The sequence below is a fragment of the Pseudomonas sp. S32 genome (assembly GCF_016648095.1).
Classification (GTDB): Bacteria; Pseudomonadota; Gammaproteobacteria; order Pseudomonadales; family Pseudomonadaceae; genus Aquipseudomonas; species Aquipseudomonas parafulva.
The window spans coordinates 1-19862 of record NZ_JACVVF010000056.1; the positions used below are offsets into that span (position 1 = coordinate 1).

Here is a 19862-nt window from a genome sequence, read left to right on the forward strand (position 1 = left end):
ACCGCCCTTTCACGGCGGTAACAGGGGTTCGAGTCCCCTAGGGGACGCCATGTTTACCCGCGTTTTGCGGGACTTTTAAGGCTCATTCGAATATTGAATGGGCCTTTTGTTTTTCCCCTCGAAAAATGCCTGCATTCAAGCTCAGCGATCCAGGCGTGTGCCCGTACAACGCTGGACATTCGCCCGCAGATCACTGCTAAATTCCCTTTTTGCGTCCGGGAACTGAACATGAGTTGGGACCTGCCTGCACCCTTCATCATCGACCTGCATGTTGGCAGCGAAGACATCGATGGCCTCGGCCATGCCAACAATGCGGTGTATGTCACCTGGCTGGAGCGCTGCGCCTGGCGCCACTCCCAGCGTCTGGGTCTGGATCTGGCCGAGTATCGGCGCCTGGACCGGGCGATGGCGGTGGTGCGTCACGAAATCGATTACCTGGCCGCAGCCTACGAGGATGATGCACTGCAACTGGCAACGTGGATCATCGATTGGGACCAGCGCCTGCGCATGACCCGCCGCTTTCAGCTATGGCGCCCGCAGGATGGCACGACCTTGCTGCGAGCCCAGACCACATTTGCCTGTATCGAACTGTCCAGTGGCAAACCCCGGCGCATGCCGGCTGAGTTCCTGGAAGGTTATGGCCCAGCGCTGACCGGCGCCTGAATGGCCGGCGATATTTGCTAGACTGCCGCCTTTTTCCCATCGAGACCCTCACATGCAAATTGCCCTGGCCCCTATGGAGGGGCTGGTCGACAACATCCTGCGCGACGTGCTTACCCGCGTTGGCGGTATCGATTGGTGCGTCACCGAATTCATACGCGTATGCGACCGCCTGCTGCCGCCATCATCCTTCGACAAACTGGCGCCTGAGCTGCGCCAGGGAGCGCGCACCGCCGCTGGGGTGCCAATGCGTGTACAGCTGTTGGGCTCGGACCCTACCTGCCTGGCCGAAAACGCGGCATTGGCCTGCGAGCTGGGTGCGCCGGTGATCGACCTCAACTTCGGCTGCCCAGCCAAGACGGTGAACAAGTCGCGTGGCGGTGCCGTGTTGCTCAAGGAACCGGAGTTGCTGCATGCCATCGTGCGTGAAGTGCGCCGTGCGGTGCCTGCAGACATTCCCGTCACTGCCAAGATGCGGCTGGGCTTCGACAGCCCGGACGGTGCGCTGGAGTGCGCCATGGCGCTGGCCGAAGGCGGCTCGGCTCACCTGGTGGTGCACGCGCGTACCAAGGTTGAGGGCTACAAGCCGCCTGCGCATTGGGAATGGGTAGCTCGCGTGCAGGATGTGGTGAAGGTGCCCGTGTTCGCCAACGGTGAGATCTGGACGGTGGATGACTGGCGGCGTTGCCGCGAGGTCAGTGGTGCCGAAAATATCATGCTGGGCCGCGGTCTGGTGTCGCGACCCGACCTGGGGCTGCAGATTGCCGCCGCGCGTGCCGGCCAGCACTACCAACCGATGAACTGGGAGCAACTGCTGCCGCTGCTACGCGAGTTCTGGCGCCAGGCGCAGGCCAAGCTGTCGCCACGTTATGCACCCGGGCGCATGAAACAATGGCTGGCCATGCTTACACGCAGCTACCCGGAAGCGGTCGTTCTGTTTACCGAGCTGCGCCGTGAAGACGACTGCGCCCGCATTAGCTGGCTTATTGGTGCCGAGCAGCAGCCGTTGGATGCATGCGTGGCTTGAAGCGCAGGGCAGAGCAGATTTTTTTCAGGCTCCCCTTGAAAGCCGTTTGCCAGGCCCTATCTCTTGAGTACGCGATGCCGAAGTCGGGTCGCGTAATGACCTACTTGCTGAAAACTCAGGAGTTATGACCATGACCACCGCTTTCTCGCTTGCTCCCCTGTTCCGCCACTCCGTGGGCTTCGACCGTTTCAACGACCTGTTCGAGTCGGCGGCGCGCAACGATGCGGGTAGCAGCTACCCACCCTACAACGTGGAAAAACACGGTGAAGACCAATACCGTATTGTGGTTGCGGCCGCCGGCTTCCAGGAAGAAGACCTCGATCTTCAGGTGGAGAAAGGTGTACTCACCGTCACTGGCGGCAAGCGCGACAACAGTGCTGCCCAAGTGACCTACCTGCACCAGGGTATTGCCCAGCGCGCCTTCAAGCTGTCGTTCAGGCTTGCCGACCATATCGAGGTCAAGGCAGCGGGCCTTGCCAACGGCCTGCTCAGCATCGACCTGCTGCGTATCGTGCCTGAAGAAGCCAAGGCCAAGCGCATCCCGATCAATGGCGAACAGCCAGCGCTGAACTAACAGGCGCTACTGACAAGAAAGGCACCCTCGGGTGCCTTTCTTGCGTTGCAGGCGTTAATACACAGCAGGCGCCTCCAGCAGCATCTGGCGGAATTCTGCCAACGGCAAGGGACGGCTGTGCAGGTACCCCTGATAGAGGTGGCACCCCAGCTGCTCCAGAAATTCCAGTTGTTCGCTGAGCTCCACGCCCTCGGCTATGACCGCCAGGCCAAGGCTGCGCGCCATGGCCACGATGGCGCGGACGATCTCGGCATCGTTGGGGTCAACGGTCGCGTCGCGCACGAATGACTGGTCAATTTTCAGCGCATCCACCGGCAGGCGCTTGAGGTAAGTCAGTGAGGAATAGCCTGTACCAAAATCGTCCATGGCGAAGCTGACGCCATAAGCCTTCAGCTCACGCATCTTGCTGATGGTGTCCTCGAGGTTCTGGATGACAATGCCTTCGGTGATCTCCAATTTCAGTATCTGTTTAGGCACCTTGAAGTCATTCAGGCTTCGTAGAACGCGCCCGACGAAGTCGTTCTGGCGGAACTGCCTGGGGCTGATGTTGACACACAGGCTGAAATCACGGGCATCTATAAGGCCATCCGCCAGCATGCGCGCGCAGGCATCGCAGGCTTCGTCGAGGATCCAGTTGCCCACCTCCAGGATCAGGCCGCTCTCTTCAAGCACCTGAATGAACTGGCTGGGCGGCTGCTGGCCCAGCTGTGGGTGATGCCAGCGCAACAACACTTCGGCGCCGACGATGCGGTTGTCGCGGGCATTCACCTGCGGTTGAAAGTGCAGCGCCATTTCGCCCCGTGCCAATGCCAGACGCAGGTCGTTTTCCATGCGCAGGCGCTCGCTGGCGGCCTTCTGCATGGTGGCCTGGAAGACCTGCGTGGTATTGCGGCCCGAATCCTTGGCCCGGTACAGCGCGATGTCGGCGCGCTTGAGCAAGTCTGCCGGGGTAGTGCCGTGGTCCGGGATCAGTGCCACGCCGATGCTGGGTGTCACTTGCAACCGCTGGCCGTCCAGTGACATGGGCTGGGCCAGCAGCTCGCGCAAGGTGTCGGCCAGTTGCCGGACCTTTTCTTCAACGGTTTCCCGGCTGCCCTCCAACCCGCTCAGTAGTACCACGAATTCATCCCCGCCCAGGCGCGCCACGGTGTCTTCCAGGCGCACGCTGGCCTCCAGCCGCGCGGTGATGATCTTCAGCACGGTGTCGCCAACAGGGTGGCCCAGCGAGTCGTTGATGTGCTTGAAGTGGTCCAGGTCCAGAAACAGCAGGGCACCGCGCAGGTTGTGGCGCTTGAGCAGGGCGATCTGCTGGCTCAGGCGGTCCATCAGCAAGGCCCGGTTGGGCAGATTGGTCAGTGGGTCGTGGTAGGCCAGGTGGCGTATCTGCGCCTGGGCGTTCTTCAGTTGGCTGACGTCGCGGGCGGTCATCAGCAGGCATTCTTCTTCGTTGAGGATGATCGGTTCAACCGACACCTCTACCGTCAGCAATTCGCCGCACTTGTTGCGCCCGAGCATCTCCCGGTGATGCACCCGTCCGTGTTCACGCAGCTCGGCCAGCAATGAGCTGCGCTGGTTGGCATCGGCCCAGATACCGATCTCGAATACAGTACGGCCGACCACTTCGCTGGCGCTGTAGCCGGTCAGCCGGCAGAACCCGTCGTTGATTTCCAGGTAACGCCCGCTTTGGCACTCGGTGATCGTGATTGCGTCCGGGCTTGAATGAAAGGCCTTGGCGAACTTCTCTTCGCTGGCCTTGAGCGCAGCTTCGGCCCGCTGCTGCTGGGTGATATCCCGTAAGGTAGTCACGCTGCAGGGCTGGTCGTCTACCGTGATCAGGCGGCTTGAGATCACGCAGGTCAGCGCCTCGCCATGACGGTGGTTGACCACCACCGCTACATTGCTCAAGGCTTGTTCGCGGATAACCCGTTCGATGCGCTGCGCCCGCTGCACGGACTCACCCCACAAGCCGATTTCTTCTGCGGTACGGCCGATCAGTTGCTCGGCGCCCCAACCGAAGGTGTGAGTGAAGGCGGGGTTGATCTCGATAAATTGCCCGGTGTCCTGGCGGGTCACGCAGATCGGGTCGGGGCTTACCTGGAACAGGCTGGCGAACTTCTCTTCCGAAGCGCTCAGGCGCTGTTCGCGCTCTACCTGGTCGGTGATGTCCAGCAGGGTGCCGGCCATGCGCAGAGGGTTGCCCTGCTCATCGCGATACAGCCGGGCGCGGCTTTCGATATAGCGTGAGATACCGTTGTCCAATTGCACCCGGTAGGTGATCTGGTAATTGCCCGCAGGGCCTTCGCGCAGGCTGCGATAGGCTTGGCGCATGGAGCTGCGCTCCTGCTCGGGCACCCCTTCGAAAAAAGCGTCGAAGGATTCGTGAAAAGGGGTAGGGGGCAGACCGTGCAACTGCGCTGCCCGTGCCGAGCCATACAGCATGCCGCTGGGGATATGCCAGTCCCACGTGCCCAACTGCGCAGAATCCAGCGCCAGGTCCAGGCGTTCCTGGCTGTCCTTTAGCGCAAGTTCGGCGCGCTTGCGCTCGGTGGTGTCAAGGAAGGTGCTGAGCAGGAAGGTGGTGCCTTCGAGTTCGATGCCCTGGGTACACAGAATACCGTCGTGAACCCTGCCGTTGCTGGCGCGAAACTGCACTTCCATGATCAGCGGGCCACTGCTCAGGCGGGTGGCCTCCAGCATTTGCTGGCGTTGCTCTGGGTTAGCCCACAGGCCCAGCTCCAGGCTGGTTTTACCGACCACCTGGTTGCCTGGCCAGGCAAACGTGTCTTCGAAATGCCGGTTCACCTCGAAGATCATGCCGTCGTGACGACGGGTCAGCAAAATGGCATTGGGGCTGAGGTGAAACAGCGTCGCCAGGCGCTTTTCCGAGTTGACCAGGGCCGTTTCGCGCTCGCGCTGACGGGTGATTTCCCGTACCACTCCGATCATCTGCGGCCGGCCGTGCTGGTCGTGGGTAAGGCTGCCATTGATCTCCAGCCAATGCAGGCTGCCATCCGGCCAGCGGATGCGGTGCCGCATGGCGCGTTCCACCGGTTCGCCATTGAACACAGCCTGAAACGCCTGGCGCGTGCGGGCGCGGTCTTCCTCCGGTAGCAGGTCGAGGTAGTCGATGTCGTCGGGCAACGCGCGCAATGGGTCGAAGCCGAACAGGGCTTGAGTGCCTCTTGACCAGCTCACCCGGCCACTCTCGATGTCCCACAGCCAAGCGCCCAGGCGTGCCCCGTTGAGCGCAGCCAGCAGTTGCGGCGCGTTCTGCCAGGCCTGTTCCGACTCCTCAGGGTCAGCCGCAGGGATCCGCGGCAGGCGCATGAAACGGTTCGCTGATTTGGGCATGGTTACCAGACCTTTGGCTTGTGACGCATCCTTGAGGGTAATGCCGGGCTGCCGGCGCCTCAGTCGGGCCCTGCGTGGCTATCGAGCAGGGCCATGAACGCCTTGGCCGCGTTCGATAGGGTACGCTCCGTGTGCAAAATGTAGCCTAGCTGGCGCGACAGCTGAATGCCGGGCAGAGCGATGGGTGCCACCTGCTCGTCCAGCATGGTGCGCGGCAGAACGCTCCATGCCAGGCCGATCGAAACCATCATCTTGATCGTTTCCAGGTAGTTGGTGCTCATGGCGATGTTGGGGGTCAGGCCCTGGCTTTCGAACAGGCGCTGGACGATGTGGTGGGTGAAGGTATTGCCGCCCGGAAACACAGCCGGGTGGCGGGCAACATCGGCGAGGGTGACGGCCTGGTTGCTGGCCAGGGGGTGTTCGGGGGCCGCGACGAAATCCAGTGCGTCTTCCCACACGGGTACGGCCTTGATCAGGTGGTGGGGTTCCGGCGCCAGGGTGATGACCGCAATTTCGGCGCGGCCATGGAGAATTTCATCGTAGGCCTGTTCCGAATCAAGGAACTGAATATCCAGCGCTACGGCAGGGTGTTGTCGGGTGAAAGCCCGTAACAGGGGGGGCAGCCGATGCAGGCCGATATGATGGCTGGTGGCCAGAGTCAGGCGACCACCGATTTCACCTGACAGGTTGGTCAGCGCGCGTCGGGTATCATCTAACACGCTCAGAATCTGGTAGGCCCTGGGCAGCAAGGCGCGCCCGGCCTCGGTCAAGGTGACCTCGCGGCCAAGGCGGTCGAACAGCCGTACATCCAACTGTTGTTCCAGCCCGGCGATGCGTTTGCTGATGGCGGGCTGGGTGAGGAACAGGCGCTCACCGGCACCGGAAAAACTCCCCGTTTCCGCAATGGCAATAAATGCGCTGAGGTTGGCCAGGTCCACTGATTGGATTCCTTATGGTTATCCGAAGGATAAAAATTATGAATTTGAGTTATTCAATCTAACCCCATAGCATCGACCGTACAAGCCAAGGGGTCTTTGGCATAGAAAGACGCTGATGAGGAACAGTCTGATGGCTGGCAAAACGCTCTACGACAAACTCTGGGAAGCCCATGAGGTCAAGCGCCGTGATGACGGCTCGTCCTTGATCTACATCGACCGCCATATCATCCACGAGGTTACCTCGCCTCAGGCCTTCGAAGGCCTGCGCCTGGCCCAGCGCAAGCCGTGGCGCATCGATACCAACATTGCCACCCCTGACCACAACGTGCCGACCACGCCGGAGCGCAAGGGTGGGATCGACGCCATCGTCGACCAGGTGTCGCGCCTGCAGGTGCAAACCCTCGACGAGAACTGTGACGAATATGGCATCGTCGAATTCAAGATGAATGACGAGCGCCAGGGCATCGTCCACGTCATCAGCCCGGAGCAGGGTGCCACCTTGCCAGGCATGACGGTGGTCTGCGGTGACTCGCACACCTCCACCCACGGCGCTTTCGGTGCCTTGGCCCACGGCATCGGCACTTCCGAGGTGGAGCACGTGCTCGCCACCCAGTGCCTGGTCGCCAAGAAGATGAAGAACATGCTGGTGCGCGTCGAAGGCCAGTTGCCTGCCGGCGTCACCGCCAAGGACATCGTCCTGGCCGTGATCGGCAAGATCGGCACGGCCGGTGGCAATGGCCACGCCATGGAGTTTGCTGGCAGCGCCATCCGCGAATTGTCGATGGAAGGCCGCATGACCATCTGCAACATGTCCATCGAGGCAGGTGCCCGTGTCGGCCTGGTGGCTACCGATGCCACCACCGTCGCCTACGTCGAAGGCCGCCCGTATGCGCCCAAGGGCGAGCAGTGGACCCGTGCCGTGGAGGCCTGGAAAGACCTGGTTTCCGACGATGATGCCGTGTTCGATACCGTGGTCGAACTGGATGCCAGCCAGATCAAGCCGCAGGTCAGCTGGGGTACCTCGCCTGAAATGGTACTGGCTGTAGACCAGCGCGTGCCGGACCCTGCCGCCGAAAGCGACCTGATCAAGCGCGGCTCGATCGAGCGGGCCTTGAAGTACATGGGCCTCACCGCTAACCAGGCGATCACCGACATCCGTCTGGACCGCGTGTTCATCGGCTCCTGCACCAACTCGCGTATCGAAGACCTGCGGGCGGCTGCGCAAATCGCCAAGGGGCGCAAGGTGGCAGCGACGGTCAAGCAGGCCATCGTTGTGCCGGGTTCCGGGCTGGTCAAGGCCCAGGCCGAGCGCGAGGGCCTGGACAAGGTCTTCCTCGAGGCTGGGTTCGAATGGCGCGAGCCCGGTTGCTCGATGTGCCTGGCGATGAACCCGGACCGGCTGGAGAGTGGCGAGCACTGTGCATCCACCTCCAACCGTAACTTCGAAGGCCGTCAGGGCGCTGGCGGGCGCACTCACCTGGTCAGCCCGGCCATGGCAGCCGCCGCAGCGGTCACTGGCCATTTCATCGACGTCCGCGAGTTGATCCAAGGGAGCGCAGCATGAAAGCCTTTACCCAGCACATCGGCCTGGTTGCCCCGTTGGACCGCGCCAACGTCGATACCGACCAGATCATCCCCAAGCAGTTCTTGAAGTCGATCAAGCGCACGGGCTTTGGCCCCAACCTGTTCGACGAATGGCGTTACCTGGATGTGGGCCAGCCCTACCAGGACAACAGCAAGCGCCCGGTCAACCAGGAGTTCGTCCTCAACCACGACCGCTACCAGGGCGCCAGCGTGTTGCTGGCCCGGGAAAACTTCGGCTGCGGCTCCAGCCGTGAGCACGCGCCCTGGGCGCTGGATGAATACGGCTTCCGCAGCATCATTGCGCCGAGCTTTGCCGACATCTTCTTCAACAACAGCTTCAAGAATGGCCTGTTGCCGATCGTCCTCAGCGATGAGGAGGTGGACGAGCTGTTCCTCCAGGTCGAAGCCAACCCAGGCTACCAGTTGACCATCGACCTGCAGGCACAGGCGGTGACCCGCCCGGATGGCAAGGTGCTGCATTTCGAGATTGATGCCTTCCGCAAGCACTGCCTGCTCAACGGGCTGGATGACATCGGCCTCACCCTGCAGGACAGCGATGCCATTGCGGCGTTCGAAGGCAAGCATCGCGCTGCCCAGCCGTGGCTTTTTCGTGACGCCTGATTGCTAAAGTCAGGTTCGCTGGCTGCCGGTCAGCAGTAACAGTTCGGCGCAGCCGCCTGGCTGCGCCCCAAGATTGGATAGAGGAAAGCATGAGCAAGCAGATTCTGATTCTTCCAGGTGACGGTATCGGCCCGGAAATCATGGCAGAGGCGGTCAAGGTGCTGGAGCTGGCCAACGACCGGTTCCAGCTTGGCTTTACCCTGGCCCATGACGTGATCGGTGGTGCAGCCATCGACAAGCACGGTGTACCGCTGGCAGATGAAACCCTGGAGCGTGCCCGCAAGGCGGATGCCGTGTTGCTGGGGGCCGTTGGCGGGCCGAAATGGGACAAGATCGAGCGTGATATCCGTCCTGAGCGCGGCCTGCTGAAGATTCGCTCGCAGCTGGGGCTGTTTGCCAACCTGCGCCCGGCCATCCTCTACCCGCAACTGGCCGATGCCTCGTCGCTGAAGCCGGAAATCGTGTCGGGCCTGGACATTCTTATTGTACGTGAGCTCACCGGCGGCATTTATTTCGGCGCACCGCGTGGTCAGCGCGAGCTGGAAGGCGGTGAGCGCCAGGCATATGACACCCTGCCTTACAGCGAGAGCGAAATCCGTCGCATTGCCCGTGTCGGCTTCGACATGGCCCGTGTACGTGGCAAGAAGCTGTGCTCGGTCGACAAGGCTAACGTTCTGGCCTCCAGCCAGCTGTGGCGTGAAGTGGTCGAAGACGTGGCCAAGGGCTACCCGGATGTAGAATTGAGCCACATGTATGTCGATAACGCTGCCATGCAGTTGGTCCGTGCGCCCAAGCAGTTCGACGTGATGGTCACCGACAACATGTTCGGCGACATCCTGTCGGATGAAGCTTCCATGCTCACCGGTTCTATCGGCATGCTGCCCTCGGCCTCGCTGGATGCCGACAACAAGGGCATGTACGAGCCATGCCACGGTTCGGCACCGGACATCGCCGGGCAGGGCATCGCCAACCCGCTGGCAACCATTCTCTCGGTGTCGATGATGCTGCGCTATAGCTTCGACCAGGCAGTTGCAGCCGACGCCATCGAGAAGGCGGTCAGCCTGGTCCTGGACCAGGGCCTGCGCACCGGTGATATCTTCTCCGAAGGGTGCCGCAAGGTAGGTACGCAGGAAATGGGCGACGCAGTAGTCGCAGCGCTGCGGAATCTGTAATCTCTCTGGCCCGTCATCCCCAATCCCGATGGCGGCCCACTTTTAGCAAAGGTGTAGTTGCGATGAAACGTGTAGGTCTGATCGGTTGGCGCGGCATGGTTGGTTCCGTGCTCATGCAGCGGATGCTGGAGGAGCAGGATTTCGACCTTATCGAGCCCGTGTTCTTCACCACCTCCAACATTGGTGGCCAAGGCCCCAACGTGGGCAAGGAGACCGCTCCGCTCAAGGATGCGTACTCCATCGAAGAGCTCAAGACCCTCGACGTGATCCTGACCTGCCAGGGCGGCGACTACACCAACGAGGTCTTCCCCAAGCTGCGTGAAGCCGGCTGGCAGGGTTATTGGATCGATGCTGCATCTTCCCTGCGCATGCAGGATGACGCTGTGATCGTGCTCGACCCCGTCAATCGCAAGCACATCGATCATCAGCTGGACGCTGGCACCAAGAACTTCATTGGCGGCAACTGCACCGTCAGCCTCATGTTGATGGGCCTGGGTGGGCTATTCGAAGCCGGCCTGGTGGAGTGGATGAGCGCCATGACCTACCAGGCAGCCTCGGGTGCCGGTGCGCAGAACATGCGTGAGCTGATCAAGCAGATGGGCGCTACCCATGCCGCGGTGGCCGATGACCTGGCCAACCCGGCCAGCGCCATTCTGGACATCGATCGCAAGGTGGCAGAGGCCATGCGCAGCGACGCGTACCCGGCGGAAAACTTTGGTGTGCCCCTGGCCGGCAGCCTGATCCCGTGGATCGACAAGGAACTGCCTAACGGCCAAAGCCGCGAAGAGTGGAAGGCGCAGGCCGAGACCAACAAGATTCTGGGCCGGTTCAAGAGCCCGATCCCGGTCGACGGTATCTGCGTGCGTATCGGTGCCATGCGCTGCCACAGCCAGGCGCTGACCATCAAGCTGAACAAGGACGTGCCGATCGCCGACATCGAAGGCATGATCAGCCAGCACAACCCCTGGGTGAAGCTGGTGCCCAACCAGCGCGAGATCAGCATGCAGGAGCTGACCCCGACCAACGTCACCGGCACCCTGAACATTCCGGTTGGCCGTTTGCGCAAGCTGAACATGGGCTCCCAGTACCTGGGTGCTTTCACCGTGGGTGATCAGCTGCTGTGGGGGGCTGCAGAACCATTGCGGCGCATGTTGCGGATTCTGCTGGAGCGGTGATCTGAGCCGCGCAGCCGTTTAAAAAACGCCCCGCCTGGTCTTACCAGGCGGGGCGTTTTTCATCAAGTACGCGCTGCGGTCATCAGGGGAGCAGCTTGTACGAGAAGTCAGGCTCAGTGTTTTCGTCGCGCTGCTGCAGCGACAGCGTGCCTGAAGGGTCGGCGGTCAGGAACAGGTCGTTGGCATCGTGTTGAATGGCCATTTTTGCGCTCCAGGGTAATGGGCTGTTTGCTCGCCATAACAATTTTTGGGTCTGCGAATCGCTACAGTGCTGTAGCTGCAACTGATCGTTAAGGCACTGGCCATCCGCGTTCATCATCAGGAAGGTGGACTTCATGAACGGGAATGGCGTACTGGATGTGCTGACCAGGTACCACATTTTCAGTGGCCCACCCTGGTAGCCCGTTACCAGGGCGACCTTGTTGCCGACTGTGGCCATGCACTTGTTTTGCTGGCAGAGGGCGAACCTGGAAATGGGGATTTTTCTCAGCTTCTGATTTTCTTGCAGGGGGGCCAGTGTGGGGGTGTTACTGCCGCCAGACGGCGTGATGAAACGACCGGTTTTGTTTTCCTGCAGGTAAATTTCCGAGGGGCCGTGGTCAAGGTCTTCTCGCGTCCACCACAGTGTATCGTTGGCGGGGAATCTGCATTCATCGGTTCGCAATGCGACATTGATGCATCGACCGGTAATCGACACGGGTTCAAAGCTGTCGAATTGTTTTGGATAAGCATTCTTTTTGGGCAAGCGCCAAACGGCCTGTGCGTCGCATGGCGTGTATTTGAGGCCGTCAGCCGTGGCTGCCAGGCAGGCGCTCTTTTCATCGGAATACAGCCAAGTAGGTGGCCAAGCCTGGGGTATCTGCTCCCCATATTCGGCACCCATGGCGATGACGCCCGGTAGTGTGTTGCGCTCCAGCGCTCGCTCCTGCACGGTAATGTCGTCCACCTTGAGCACCGCCTTGACCGGTTCGCGCCCAGAGCTGACATTGAATACAGCGGTTCTGAGCGAATCCTTGCGCATCGGCCCATGGTACAGCGGGTGCGATTCGGTCTTGTTGTCGCTGTAGTGAATGTCGATACGGTAGCTATGGGGTGCTTGGTCTTCACCTGGCTGGAGGTGATCGAGCATGTTGGCATCGCTGTTGGCCATCAATTCCACGCCGTCTGCGCCTTTGGCCGTGATGAACATGCCACGTTGGCCCTCCTGCAGTTTCAACGCTTGCGGGGTTCCTGTCAGGTCCTCCCGGCCGCGCCAGCGCACTTGAGTGTCCGAGCTGTCACAGGTGCGAAAGGTGAGGGAATAGTCCAGGCACTGGCCGCTGCTATTGCGGATTACCAGCACAGGCGCAAGCTTGGTTTCATCAGCATTGGCGGGGGCGACGCGCTCTACTTGAAGCGCACTGCCGTCATCGGCGCAACCCTGCAGGACAAGGTGGGTGCCTTGAGCCGCCAGGCAGCGACCGCCGTAGGTCACCAGCCGGTGGGCCGAGCTGTCGATAGCCTTGGTGTTGGCGCTCACCGTGTTACCTGTGGCGGGGCTGAAGACATTGCCGAAGTTGCTGATGATGGCTGGGTAGATCTGGTTGATGCCATCCTGGTTATGGTCGGGGCTCGAGAAAGTCGTGACAAGCGTATGTACCGGTACGCCGGTTTCGATAGGTTCAGGCTCGGCGCCTTGGGGTGTCAGCAGCGCGGGCTGGGCACTAGGGGCAATGCCGTTGTCCAGGCTGTCTTCTTCCCGTGCAGCCAACGCGGAGGTTGCGGCTGTACTGGCCGCGTTGGCTGCCTGCGTCGGGCGGTGGTCGTCGCCCACCCCTGCGTACTCAAGATTATCAGGGAGGGTGCCGAAACGCCGCTGGACCACCAGGGTCTGCTGGTGTGTATAGGGGGCGATGTAGCGTTTCCAGCTTGATCGTCTCGAGCCTTGGCCAAGGGTCTCGAACTCATCGATCAATGGTGCGGATGCCGTGCTTGGGTGCCAGGGCGCGGCCGCAAGCGAGCCCAATACATGTCCGAAATAATGTTTGCCCAAGTAGTCTACGGGCAGGCTGTAACGTTGTGGATCCGGGTGGGTGTTGGGCAGGAAGATGTTGTCGTAGGCGCGATAAGCCCAGTCTTCATAACGACCAGGGGTATCATGCGGCAGCCCCAGGCCGTGACCCGTTTCGTGCCAGTAACCATCTGGGATGGCTGGGTAGTTGCAACTGTTGCCACCGCAACTTGCAGCTATGCCCGGGGGAAGCACCGGCATGCCATCCGGCGCATCGAGCAGTTGCCCGGTAATTGCGACCGGGACCCCGGTTTTTTGTCGCCCAGGTTCGATGCCGCCCGCCAGTAGTTACCCATGCCTACTTTGGCAGGCAGCGTTCTGTCGCCAAATTCAGCCCACTGCATGCCGTTGCTCTGATTGTATACGTGGGGCTTGCCGTCGGGGCCGATGGCAATGATGTTGGGCCAATAGGCCATGCCGGTACCCAGGTAGAGCCGCTGGGTGGGCAGTTCAGAGAGCATTTCGCGAGCGGCGATACGGGCAGTGAGCGGCTGCAGTTCGCCGTCGAACTGGTCGAGTGTGGTTTTGCAACTGGACGGGTCTTTGAAGATGCAGCCTTTGATATTCATCAAGGCAAACCCATTGCTTTGTGGCGTCATGAACACAAACTTTGAGGCCGGCAATGTGCCGTTCATGTCGGACCGGCCAGCTTGTTGAAAGCTGAGTTTTGTTGAGGGCCTGAAGAGGTTCCAGGGGATCTGATAGGAAAATGTCCCGCTTCGATATGGCGGATAGCTACCTTCGATAATATTCCCGGAAAATGTGTTTTCTTGATCATAAGTGGCCGCCTCGGGCAGCGCTTCAGGGCGGCTCATCACGACGGTGCTTCGCTTGCCATCCGCCTCGATAACCAGTTCAACATCGGTTATAGGCGCGTGTGGCCTGAACATGACCAGCGCGCTTTTATCCGGGACCAGCAGTGGGTCGAAAACGCGGCGGGTGGCCGCTACTACGTGTGTCTGTGCGAAATCTACTTGCCCCGCCAGGGGCCCCTGCAAATCGTTGCGCACCGTGGGTGCCGGCTGCAGGTTATCCTGCGCCGCAGCCGGCCAGGCAAGCAGACTTGCCCCTGCAATCGTGAGGCAGCGCGCAAACCTTGATATCGAGCAAGCAATCATTTGGGGTACCCCTGACGTAAGCCATTGTTGGTGACCACGTTAAGGCGCAGGCATAGAACCGGGTACTGGCATAACTGTCAGGTGTCAGGCTTTGCTGGGGGTGAATTGAGGTTTGGGTATGCTGCGCCACTGATTCGCAGTAAAGTGCCGCCCTTTTATCATTGAGGACCTAACATGAGCCAACCCCTGGATATCGCCGTTGTGGGCGCCACCGGCAGCGTCGGTGAAACGCTTGTACAGGTCCTCGAAGAGCTGGACTTCCCGGTACGCACCCTGCACCTGCTGGCGAGCATGGAGTCGGCAGGCAGCAGCGTGATGTTTGCCGGCAAGAAGCTCAAGGTGCGTGAAGTCGACAGTTTCGATTTTGCCCAGGTCAAGCTGGCGTTCTTCGCGGCGGGTGCCACGGTCAGCCAGGCATTTGCCCACAAGGCGGTGCAAGCGGGCTGTACGGTAATCGATTTATCTGGCGCGCTGGTCGGCGCGCTGCCGGTTGTGCCAGAGGCCAATGCCGAGCAGTTGGCGGGGGTCAGTACTCCGGCGCTCATCACCAGCCCTTGTTCGGCGGCGGTCGCCGTTGCGACCACGCTGGCGCCGCTTCGGCACCTGCTGGACATCGAGCGTGTCCAGGTGGTCGCGTCCCTGGCGGTATCTGCCCAAGGCCGCGAGGCGGTCAGCGAGCTGGCGCGGCAAACAGCCGAGTTGCTGAACGCTCGCCCTCTGGAGCCACGGTTCTTCGACAGGCAGGTGGCGTTCAACTTGCTGCCTCAGGTCGGCGCCCCGGATGACCAGGGCCATACTGCTGTTGAGCGCCGCCTGGTGCAGGAGCTGCGGGCTGTGCTTGGCCTTCCCGACCTGCAACTCTCGGTTACCTGTATTCAAGTACCGGTGTTTTTCGGCGATAGCTTCAATGTGGCAGTGCAGAGCCGTGGTGCGGTCGATCTTGACGCGGTCAACCAGGCGCTGAACGTGGCGGATAGCGTCGAACTGGTGGAGCGTGATGATTATCCGACCCCGGTTGGGGACGCAGTGGGCCAGGACGTGGTCTATGTTGGACGTGTACGTCAGGGTATTGATGATGCGCAGCAACTCAACCTGTGGTTGACCACCGACAATGTGCGCAAGGGCGCCGCGCTCAACGCGGTGCAAATAGCGCAATTGTTGATTAAAGACAGGCTGTAAAAGATACTGGCGAGCACGTCTGTTCAGCTTCGCCTGCACGTTTCGGGACGATCCATACAAGGGAAGAGTTCATGCTTCGAATTCGCAAACTGGTTCTGGCCATGGCTGCAGCATCGGCGCTGTCGTCTGGCATGGCGAATGCCTTGGGCCTGGGGGAACTGACCCTCAAGTCGGCGCAGAACCAGCCGCTCGATGCCGAGATCGAACTGCTCGATGTGCGCGACCTCACCGCTGCCGAAGTGGCGCCCAGCCTGGCGCCCGCCGAGGATTTCACCAAGGCTGGCGTGCCTTTTGCCAGCGGGCTGCAAGACCTCACCTTTACCCCGGTGATCAACCCAAACGGCAAAAGCGTGCTGCGGGTGACATCCAGCCAGCCCATGCCCGGCCCGGTGGTGAAGTTTCTGGTGCAGGTGATGTGGCCCCAAGGCCGCCTGCTGCGTGATTACAGCGTGATGCTCGACCAGGCCAAGGCCCAGGGTGGGCAGGCGGCGCCCGGCAATGTAGCGCCCGCGGTCACGGCGGCCGGCAGTTACACCACTCAGCGCCGCGATACCCTCTGGCAGATTGCCGCACGCAATGCACAGGGCGGCTCTATTCAGCAGACCATGATTGCGATCCAGGCGCTTAACCCGGACGCGTTCATCGGCAACAACATCAACCAGCTCAAGGTGGGGCAGGTGCTGCGCCTGCCGGACTCGCAGCAGGTTCAGAGCATTCCCCAGGGCGAGGCCAACCGCGAGGTTGCCGAACAATATGCAGCCTGGCGTGAGGGGCGCCGGCTGGGTCCCCGTGCCCGCCAGCTGGACGCGACCCGCCGTGGTACCGCCGGCGCCGCGCCTGCGGCGATTGCCCAGGGCGACAACCTGCGCCTGGTCAGCCCGGGCGGCCAGGCCGGCGCGGGTCAGGCCAAGGCGTTGAACGACAAACTGGCCGTGGCTCAGGAGAGCCTGGACACCAGCCGTCGTGACAACGAAGAGCTGCACAGCCGCATGACGGACCTGCAGAGCCAGCTGGACAAACTGCAGCGTCTCATCGAATTGAAGAACGACCAGTTGGCCAGGCTTGAGGCTCAAGGGGCAGCCACCCCCGCGCCCGATGCTGCCGCGCCGGCCCAGCCCGCAGTTGACGCTGCTGCACCCGTGCAGCCTGTCGCCGACGCCGCGAGTACCGCTGCTGTAACCCAGCCACCTGTTGCAGTTCAGCCGGTGATCGAGCCGGCCCCTGCCGCAGCCGATACGGCGCCCCAACCCGCTCAGGCTGACGCGCCAACTGCTCCCGATGCATTGGAGCAGATCCTGGGTAACCGTTGGCTGCTATGGTTGATCGCCGGTTCTACGCTGTTGGTGTTGGCGCTTCTGTTGTGGCTGCTGGCACGTCGGCGCAAGGCGCAGCAGGAGGCCGAAAAGCACCTACGCATGGCGCGGGCGCTGGAGGAAGAGCAGATTGCGGGCTTTGACCCCGATGTTGGCAGCCTTGAGGGTGTCGAGGTCTCACCGCCAACCGTGACCCTGTCCCCGGCTGTGGTGGCTGCCTCCGCAGCGGCTGCCACCGCGGCGGAAAAAGCGGTGGCACCGGAGCCGGTGGCCGATCCATACGCCGCTGTCCTGGTGCAGGTCGAAGAATGCCTGGCAGAAGGCCGTCTCAACCGCGCTACGGAGCTGCTGGAGCCTGCCATTGCCGCCGCCCCTGGGCGTGACGACCTGCGCTTGAAGCTGATGGAAGTGTATGCCCGCCAGGGTGACCAGAGCGCATTCGTGGAACAGGAGCACAAGCTGCCGGCCAATGCCACGAATACGGCAGAGGTGGCCAGGCTCAAAGAGCGCTACCCGGCGATGATCGCACTGGCCGCCGCTGGCCTGGGCGCCGCCGCATTGGCCGCCAAGATGGACGAGCAGTATGTGCAGGGGCTTCTGGATGAGCAGCCGGCGCCAGCGCCGGCTGCAGAGCCGGTGGACCAACCACAGGCCCCAGGCGAAGTGCCCACCCTCGAGGCGTCGGAACCCGAGGTTTTGGACAGCAGTTTCGACCTGAGCCTGGACGAGCAGCAGGCCGGCGCAGACGATGACTTCGAAGCGATGCTGGCCCAGGCCAAGGCCGAGGCTGCTGTGCAACCTGCGGCGGACCTGTCCGATTTCGACCTGGATATCGATGCGCCTGGCGCGCCAGCCGGCCCAGGCGATACGCCGGTCGACGTGGCGGCCGAGCTGGAGGCGTTCGACAACGCACCCGCGTTTGACCCGGTGTCCGAGTTCGACCTGCCTTCAGACTTCGACCTGTCATTGTCGCTGCAGGACGACGACTCGCCCGCGGCGAGCAGCTTCGCGTCGGAACTCGATGACGTCAACGCAGAGCTGGACAAGCTGTCGCAAAGCCTGGAATCACCCTCGCTGGAGCCCCATTTCACCGCTGAGGATGCTGCTGCCAATCCAGAGCCCGAGCCCGTGGATGACTTGGACTTCGACTTCTTCTCGGGGGCCGACGAGGTGGCGACCAAGCTTGACCTGGCTCGCGCCTATATCGACATGGGTGATCATCAGGGCGCGCGCGACATCCTTGATGAGGTGGTAAAGGATGGTGACCAGCGCCAGCGTGAAGAGGCCGAAGACATGCTGTCGCGCCTGGTTTGACCGCAGCCGAGTTGGCCGGGGCTGCACCGCCCGGCCGGTTTTACCCGTAACGGCAGCCCTCCCAGGCTGCCGTTGTCGTTATAATCGTCGCTATTTAGTCTTTCTACAGGTTTCAGTTTCTTGGACATCATCGACACCGCTGCCGCAGAATCGGCGGCCGAAGGCTACGCCCGTATTGCCCTTGGCGTGGAATACAAAGGTGCCCGCTATCGCGGTTGGCAGCGTCAGGCCAGTGGCGTGCCAAGTGTCCAGCAAGCGCTTGAAAAAGCCTTGTCGAAAGTTGCCAACGAAGCGATTTCGGTTGTGTGCGCCGGCCGTACCGATGCAGGGGTACACGGCTGTGGTCAAGTGGTGCACTTCGACACCCGTGCGGTGCGTGACGAGCGTGCCTGGACCATGGGTACCAATTTCAACTTGCCCCACGACATCAGTGTGGTCTGGTCCAGGCCCATGCCGGCCGATTTCCACGCCCGCTTCAAGGCCTGCGCCCGGCGTTATCGCTACGTGATCTACAACGACCCCATCCGCCCGGCGCACCTGGCCGAGGAGGTCACCTGGAACCACCGGCCACTGGATGTGCAGCGCATGGCCGAAGCCGCGCAGAGCTTGCTGGGTACACACGACTTCAGTGCGTTTCGTGCCAGCCAGTGCCAGGCCAAGTCGCCGATCAAGCACATCTATCACCTGCGGGTTACCCGTCACGGGCAGATGATCGTGCTGGACGTGCGCGCTACGGCGTTTTTGCATCACATGGTGCGCAATATCGCGGGTGTGCTCATGGCCATTGGCGCCGGTGAGCGCCCGGTGGAATGGGCACGTGAGGTGCTGGAGGGGTGTGACCGCCGCCATGGTGGCGTCACAGCCCACCCGTTCGGGCTCTACCTGGTGCAGGTGGAGTACCCCGATGAGTTCGCCCTGCCGCAGCGTTACATCGGCCCACACTTTCTCACAGGCTATGAGGCATTGGCAGACTGACGCACGCCAGGGCATTTGCTAACATTCGGCCCTTCACCGTGTTAACAGGGTCGCTGTCCATGAGCATCGTTCGCAGCAAGATCTGCGGTATCACCCGCATCGAAGACGCGCTGGCGGCAGCTGAAGCCGGTGCCGATGCCATCGGCTTCGTGTTCTATGCCAAGAGCCCGCGCGCTGTAGACGTACGCCAGGCCCGGGCGATCATCGCCGAGCTGCCGCCGTTTGTGACCACGGTTGGGCTGTTCGTCAATGCATCGCGCTGCGAGCTGAGCGAGATCCTCGAAGTGGTACCTTTGGACCTGCTACAGTTCCACGGCGACGAAAGCCCGCAGGACTGTGCTGGCCACAACCGTCCATGGATCAAGGCATTGCGGGTGCGCCCGGGCGACGATCTGCAGGCGGCCTGTCAGCATTATGCTGCTGCCCAGGGCATCTTGCTGGACACCTATGTACCAGGTATTCCGGGCGGCACGGGCGAGGCGTTCGACTGGTCCCTGGTGCCTGCCGGGCTCAACAAGCCGATCATCCTGGCAGGTGGGCTGTCCCCGGAAAACGTGGGGCAGGCCATTGCTCAGGTGCGCCCTTACGCCGTCGACGTCAGTGGCGGGGTAGAGCAGGCCAAGGGTATCAAGGACGCTGCAAAGATCGAGGCGTTCGTGCGCGCGGTGAAACAGGCTTGAGCGGATGTGACGGCTGGCCGCGCGCCATCGTCCATAGCTATCGCGGCCCTGCGGGGCGGCCGCCCGATAGAGGGCGGTCAATCGACTTTTCAACGGTGCAGTGCCATGGGTAATACCCGACGGCCGCTGCC

15 protein-coding genes are annotated in these 19862 nt (G+C 61.8%); 11 read left to right on the forward strand and 4 right to left on the reverse strand.

Features of this window, described 5'->3' with window-relative positions:
* The first annotated feature begins 228 nt into the window (after window positions 1-228).
* The 3 genes from IAE38_RS21065 to IAE38_RS21075 all read left to right on the forward strand — a co-directional run bounded on the left by IAE38_RS21065 (window position 229) and on the right by IAE38_RS21075 (window position 2261).
* Window positions 229-663 carry an acyl-CoA thioesterase gene (locus tag IAE38_RS21065; RefSeq protein ID WP_028632358.1) on the forward strand — a complete coding sequence of 145 codons (435 nt, stop codon included), beginning with the start codon at window positions 229-231 and terminating at the stop codon, window positions 661-663.
* A 52-nt stretch (window positions 664-715) separates the two neighbouring features.
* Complete coding sequence (locus IAE38_RS21070; RefSeq protein WP_201219119.1) at window positions 716-1687, forward strand: tRNA dihydrouridine synthase; 972 nt, start codon at window positions 716-718, stop codon at window positions 1685-1687.
* A 130-nt stretch (window positions 1688-1817) separates the two neighbouring features.
* Window positions 1818-2261 carry an Hsp20 family protein gene (locus tag IAE38_RS21075; RefSeq protein WP_028632360.1) on the forward strand — a complete coding sequence of 148 codons (444 nt, stop codon included), beginning with the start codon at window positions 1818-1820 and terminating at the stop codon, window positions 2259-2261.
* A gap of 54 nt (window positions 2262-2315) precedes the next feature.
* Here the strand turns inward: IAE38_RS21075 and IAE38_RS21080 are convergent, their stop codons facing one another.
* Entirely contained in the window at window positions 2316-5612 is a 3297-nt protein-coding gene (locus IAE38_RS21080) for a sensor domain-containing protein (RefSeq protein ID WP_201219122.1), read from the reverse strand.
* 59 nt (window positions 5613-5671) lie between these two features.
* Window positions 5672-6550 (reverse strand): LysR family transcriptional regulator, encoded by an 879-nt coding sequence (locus IAE38_RS21085; protein WP_201165122.1) that lies wholly within the window; start codon window positions 6548-6550, stop codon window positions 5672-5674.
* 130 nt (window positions 6551-6680) lie between these two features.
* Here IAE38_RS21085 and leuC point away from each other — a divergent pair, with 130 nt between their 5' ends.
* The 4 genes from leuC to asd all read left to right on the forward strand — a co-directional run bounded on the left by leuC (window position 6681) and on the right by asd (window position 11102).
* Window positions 6681-8114, forward strand: a complete 1434-nt coding sequence (leuC, locus tag IAE38_RS21090) for a 3-isopropylmalate dehydratase large subunit (protein WP_028632363.1) — start codon at window positions 6681-6683, stop codon at window positions 8112-8114.
* Window positions 8111-8755, forward strand: a complete 645-nt coding sequence (gene leuD / locus IAE38_RS21095) for a 3-isopropylmalate dehydratase small subunit (RefSeq protein WP_201219124.1) — start codon at window positions 8111-8113, stop codon at window positions 8753-8755. Before leuC ends, leuD begins: the two co-directional genes overlap by 4 nt.
* 89 nt (window positions 8756-8844) lie before the next feature.
* Window positions 8845-9927 carry a 3-isopropylmalate dehydrogenase gene (gene leuB, locus IAE38_RS21100; protein ID WP_201219126.1) on the forward strand — a complete coding sequence of 361 codons (1083 nt, stop codon included), beginning with the start codon at window positions 8845-8847 and terminating at the stop codon, window positions 9925-9927.
* 62 nt (window positions 9928-9989) lie between these two features.
* Entirely contained in the window at window positions 9990-11102 is a 1113-nt protein-coding gene (gene asd / locus IAE38_RS21105) for an aspartate-semialdehyde dehydrogenase (RefSeq protein ID WP_201165118.1), read from the forward strand.
* Window positions 11103-11184: 82 nt separating this feature from the next.
* On the opposite strand, the gene IAE38_RS21110 is transcribed toward asd, so the two are convergent.
* Both IAE38_RS21110 and IAE38_RS21115 read right to left on the reverse strand, forming a co-directional pair.
* Complete coding sequence (locus tag IAE38_RS21110) at window positions 11185-13353, reverse strand: TagA domain-containing protein (protein ID WP_201219128.1); 2169 nt, start codon at window positions 13351-13353, stop codon at window positions 11185-11187.
* Entirely contained in the window at window positions 13329-14270 is a 942-nt protein-coding gene (locus IAE38_RS21115) for a hypothetical protein (protein WP_201219130.1), read from the reverse strand. The genes IAE38_RS21110 and IAE38_RS21115 overlap by 25 nt, the downstream gene beginning before the upstream one ends.
* 174 nt (window positions 14271-14444) lie before the next feature.
* Between IAE38_RS21115 and IAE38_RS21120 the strand changes: the two genes are divergently transcribed.
* The 4 genes from IAE38_RS21120 to IAE38_RS21135 all read left to right on the forward strand — a co-directional run bounded on the left by IAE38_RS21120 (window position 14445) and on the right by IAE38_RS21135 (window position 19731).
* Window positions 14445-15449: an aspartate-semialdehyde dehydrogenase gene (locus IAE38_RS21120; protein ID WP_201219132.1), complete on the forward strand. Its 1005-nt coding sequence runs from the start codon at window positions 14445-14447 to the stop codon at window positions 15447-15449.
* A 71-nt stretch (window positions 15450-15520) separates the two neighbouring features.
* Entirely contained in the window at window positions 15521-18076 is a 2556-nt protein-coding gene (locus IAE38_RS21125) for a FimV/HubP family polar landmark protein (RefSeq protein WP_201219134.1), read from the forward strand.
* Window positions 18077-18196: 120 nt separating this feature from the next.
* On the forward strand, window positions 18197-19051 hold the full coding sequence (truA, locus tag IAE38_RS21130) for a tRNA pseudouridine(38-40) synthase TruA (RefSeq protein WP_201165111.1): 855 nt from the start codon (window positions 18197-18199) through the stop codon (window positions 19049-19051).
* Window positions 19052-19110: 59 nt separating this feature from the next.
* On the forward strand, window positions 19111-19731 hold the full coding sequence (locus IAE38_RS21135) for a phosphoribosylanthranilate isomerase (protein WP_201219136.1): 621 nt from the start codon (window positions 19111-19113) through the stop codon (window positions 19729-19731).
* The last annotated feature ends 131 nt before the right edge of the window (window positions 19732-19862 follow it).